This window comes from Micromonospora sp. KC721 (assembly GCF_004348355.1).
Classification (GTDB): Bacteria; Actinomycetota; Actinomycetes; order Mycobacteriales; family Micromonosporaceae; genus Micromonospora.
In genome coordinates this window covers 1-4,535 of the sequence record NZ_SMJY01000308.1, presented here as the reverse complement: position 1 = coordinate 4,535, position 4,535 = coordinate 1, and the positions used below count along the sequence as shown (strand labels likewise).

At 72.0% G+C, this 4,535-nt stretch carries 3 protein-coding genes; 2 read left to right on the top strand and 1 reads right to left on the bottom strand.

What is annotated here, in order from left to right:
• Positions 1-2 precede the first annotated feature (2 nt).
• Positions 3-1,475 carry an NAD-dependent malic enzyme gene (locus E1182_RS29380; protein ID WP_132270973.1) on the bottom strand — a complete coding sequence of 491 codons (1,473 nt, stop codon included), beginning with the start codon at positions 1,473-1,475 and terminating at the stop codon, positions 3-5.
• A gap of 182 nt (positions 1,476-1,657) precedes the next feature.
• Between E1182_RS29380 and hflX the strand changes: the two genes are divergently transcribed.
• Complete coding sequence (hflX, locus tag E1182_RS29375) at positions 1,658-3,109, top strand: GTPase HflX (RefSeq protein ID WP_132270972.1); 1,452 nt, start codon at positions 1,658-1,660, stop codon at positions 3,107-3,109.
• A 50-nt stretch (positions 3,110-3,159) separates the two neighbouring features.
• Positions 3,160-4,535: hypothetical protein (locus E1182_RS29370; protein ID WP_207921569.1), on the top strand; the 1,376-nt coding region annotated here is incomplete at its 3' end.

The following is a 4,535-nucleotide window of genomic DNA, read 5'->3' as shown; positions in this document are numbered from 1 at the left end:
GGTTAGGGGGTGGCGCTGGCGTTGGCGGCCAGCTCGGGGAGATCCGCGGGGCCGGGGTCGGCGGCCGGAGCGGGCGTCGCCGCCGGATTCTGGGCGGCGGCGCGGACCGCCGCCGCCACGGCGGGAGCGACCCGGGAGTCGAAGACGCTTGGCACGATGACGGTGGGGTTGATCTTGTCTTCGCCGACCACGTCCGCGATGGCGCGGGCGGCGGCGATCGCCATCTCCTCGGTGAACTCCTCGGCGTGCGCGTCGAGCATGCCCCGGAACACGCCCGGGAACGCGAGCACGTTGTTGATCTGGTTCGGCTGGTCGGAGCGGCCGGTGGCGACGACCGCGGCGTGCTTGCGGGCCTCTCGCGGGTCGACCTCCGGGTCGGGGTTGGCCAGCGCGAACACGATCGCGTCCTTGGCCATCGCGGCGATGTCGTCGCCGGTGAGCAGGTTCGGCGCGCTGACCCCGATGAAGACGTCCGCGCCGCGCAGCGCCCCCGGCAGGTCACCGGCGTAGCCGTCCTTGTTGGTGTTCTCCGCCAGCCACCGCCAGGCCGGGTTGAGCCCGGGCAGGCCACGGTGCAGGGCGCCCTGCCGGTCGTACGCGATGATGTCACCGACGCCCTGGCGCAGCAGCAGCTTCATGATCGCGGTGCCGGCCGCGCCGGCCCCGGAGACGACCACCCGGACGTCCTCCAGTCGCTTGCCCACCACGCGCAGCGCGTTGGTCAGCGCGGCCAGCACGCAGATCGCGGTGCCGTGCTGGTCGTCGTGGAAGACCGGGATGTCCAGCGCCTCGCGCAGCCGGGCCTCGATCTCGAAGCAGCGCGGCGCGGCGATGTCCTCCAGGTTGATCCCGCCGTACGCGGGCGCGATCGCCTTGACGATCGCCACGATCTCGTCGGTGTCCTGGGTGTCGAGCACCACCGGCCAGGCGTCGACGCCGCCGAAGCGCTTGAACAGCGCCGCCTTGCCCTCCATCACCGGCAGCGAGGCCGCCGGCCCGAGGTTGCCCAGACCGAGCACCGCCGAGCCGTCGCTGACCACCGCCACGGTGTTGCGCTTGATGGTCAGCCGCCGGGCGTCCGCCGGATTCTCCGCGATCGCCATGCAGACCCGCGCCACCCCCGGGGTGTACGCCCGCGACAGCTCGTCGCGGGTGCGCAGGGCCACCTTCGGGCTGACCTCGATCTTGCCGCCGAGGTGCAGCAGGAAGGTCCGGTCGGAGACCTTGCGGACGTCCACGCCGTCGAGCGCGCTCAGCGCGTCGACCACCTGGTCGGCATGGCTGGCGTCGGCGGTGTCACAGGTGAGGTCGACGATGACGCTGGTCGGGTCGGAGTCGACCACGTCGAGTGCGGTGACGATCGCCCCGGCCTCACCGACGGCGGTGGTGAGCCGGCCGATGGAGGAGGCGTCCGCGGGTACCGCGATCCGGATCGTGATCGAGAATCCGGCACTCGGCAGTCGGGTGATGGCCACGGGAAACCTCCGTCATCGCTGAGCGGCTTGATTCGCCTTTCTACCCGCCCGCCCACCTGGGCCGGTATCCGCCCCCGCTACCAGTGGGTAGCGCCATAACAGCACGGGCATATAGCGGGTGCGTCCGGCGTTGGCACATGTCAGGATTGCTTCCTACGTCACCAAACGGACAGGAGACTAGTTTGCGAGAGCAGGAGACCTACGTTCCCTACGAGGACGACGAGCTCGACGCCACCACCGGCGAGTTCGAGCTGTCGGAGCGGCAGGCGCTGCGGCGGGTCCCCGGCCTCTCCACCGAGCTCACCGACATCACCGAGGTCGAGTACCGCCAGCTGCGGCTGGAGCGGGTCGTGCTGGTCGGGGTCTGGACCGAGGGTACCCAGGTCGACGCCGAGAACTCGCTGACCGAGCTGGCGGCGCTGGCCGAGACGGCTGGCTCCCAGGTGCTCGAAGGGCTGATCCAGCGGCGTAACCGCCCCGACCCGGCCACCTACATCGGCCGGGGCAAGGTCGACGACCTGGGCGCGGTGGTGCTGTCCACCGGCGCCGACACGGTGATCTGCGACGGTGAGCTGTCCCCGTCCCAGCTGCGGAACCTGGAGCAGCGCACCAAGGTCAAGGTGGTCGATCGGACGGCGCTGATCCTGGACATCTTCGCCCAGCATGCCAAGAGCAAGGAAGGTAAGGCGCAGGTCGAGCTGGCTCAGCTCGAATACCTGCTCCCGCGCCTTCGTGGTTGGGGTGAGACGCTGTCCCGGCAGACCGGTGGTTCTGGTCGCGGCGGCGGCGCCGGTGGCGGCGTGGGCCTGCGCGGTCCCGGTGAGACCAAGCTGGAGACCGACCGGCGCCGGATCCGTACCCGTATCTCCCGGCTGCGCCGGGAGATCAAGGGCATGCGGACGGTACGCCAGACCAAGCGCGCCCGCCGCTCCCGCAACGCGGTCCCCGCGGTGGCCATCGCCGGTTACACCAACGCCGGCAAGTCCAGCCTGCTCAACCGCCTGACCGGGGCGGGGGTGCTGGTGGAGAACGCGCTCTTCGCCACGCTGGATCCGACCACCCGCAGGGCCACCACGGCCGACGGTCGGCTCTACACGCTGTCGGACACCGTCGGGTTCGTCCGGCACCTGCCGCACCAGATCGTCGAGGCGTTCCGCTCGACCCTGGAGGAGGTCGCCGAGGCCGACCTGGTGGTGCACGTCGTCGACGGCACCCACCCGGATCCGGAGGAGCAGGTCCGCGCGGTCCGCGAGGTGCTCTCCGAGGTCGGCGCCGACCGGCTGCCGGAGCTGCTGGTGGTCAACAAGACCGACGCCGCCGACGAGGAGACATTGCTGCGGCTCAAGCGGCTCTGGCCGGAGGCGGTCTTCGTCTCCGCGCACAGCGGGCGCGGGCTCGACGGGCTCCGCGGGGCCGTCGAGGAGCGGCTGCCCCGCCCGGCGGTGGAAATCCGCGTGGTGCTGCCGTACGACCGGGGTGACCTGGTCGCCCGGGTGCACCGGCAGGGTGAGGTGCTCAGCACCGCCCACCTGCCCGACGGCACGCTGCTGCACGTGCGGGTCGGTGCGGCGCTCGCCGCCGAACTGGCCCCGTTCGAGGCGGCGCAGGAGCACGCGGGCGCCGGGGCGCGATAGCGCTCCCCGGCCTCACCCGCCGGTCCGCGACGGCATGCGACACTGGCGGAATGCGCCGCGCTGTTTCCTCGGTCACGGTTGCCCTCAGCCTGCTGGGGGCAACCGTGGCGTGCCCGGTCGCCGCCGCCGCGGCACCGGCCGCCTCCGCCTCCGCCCCCAAGAAGCGGTGCACCATCGAGGATCCGCGGCTGGACGAGCTCTCCGGGCTGGTGGCCACCAAGACCGGCTACATCGTGATCAACGACGGCTCGCTGGAGGAGAACCGCAAGCGGGTCTTCTACCTGGACAGCAAATGCAAGATCGCCAAGGAGCCGGTCCGGTACTCCGGCGGGGGCCCGTTCGACACCGAGGACCTGGCCGTCTCGCCGGACGGCAGGACGCTGTGGATCGGCGACATCGGCGACAACCCCGGCAAACAGCGGCGTAGCCGGATCGCGGTCTGGACGATGCCGATCGGCGGCGGCAAACAACCGGTGCTGCACCGGCTGGCGTACCCGGAGCAGAAGCCGCACGACGCCGAGGCGCTGCTCGTCGGGGCCGACAACCTGCCCCTCGTGATCACCAAGGTGCCCAGCGGCAAGGCCGGTATCTACACCCCGACCGGCCCGCTGAAGTCCGGCGACACCGAACCGGTGCCGATGAAGAAGGTCGGCGAGATCGGGCTGCCGCAGACCAACACCGACAATCCGCTGAACATCTTCGGCCGGGTGGCGATCACCGGCGCGGCCCGCTCACCCGACGGCAAGAAGGTGGTGCTGCGCACGTACGCCGACGCCTTCGAGTACGACGTCACCGGCGACGACATCGTGGGCGCGCTGACCACCGGTAAACCCCGGGTGACCCCGCTGGCCGACCCGTTCGGCGAGGCGATCTCGTACAGCCCGGACGGCAAGACCTTCCTCACCGTCTCTGACGCCGGGGAGTTGGCCGCCGACGACCCGATCGACATCCTGGCGTACACGCCGTCGACCAAGGGGGCGGAGGCGCTGGCCCGTCCGGGGGACGCGAAGAAGCCAACGGCGGAGGGGTCCTGGTTCGACTCGCTGTCGCTGGACCAGATGACCTATCTGTTCGGAGGCGCGGCCGGCGTACTCGGCCTCCTGCTGGTGGGCGCGGGAATCTTCGGCATCCTGCGGTCCCGGCGGCGATCCGCCCCGGATGAGGACGACACCACGCCGGACGACGGTGCGCCGTGGCCCGACTCGTCGGGCGCGATCGATCGCGAGGGGGCGGGCCAGGGCGGTGCCGGCGGTGTCTACGGCGGTGCGCCCGCCGGCGGTGGCGTCTACGGCGCCCCGGCCGCTGCCGCCGCCCGCCCCGCCAAGGGCGGCGCGGTCTACGGTGGTGCCCGCCCGGCCGACCCGGTCCCAGGCCGTCCGGCCGTGGCCGGAGCGGCCGCGGCCCGCCCACCCGCCGAGGGCCGTCC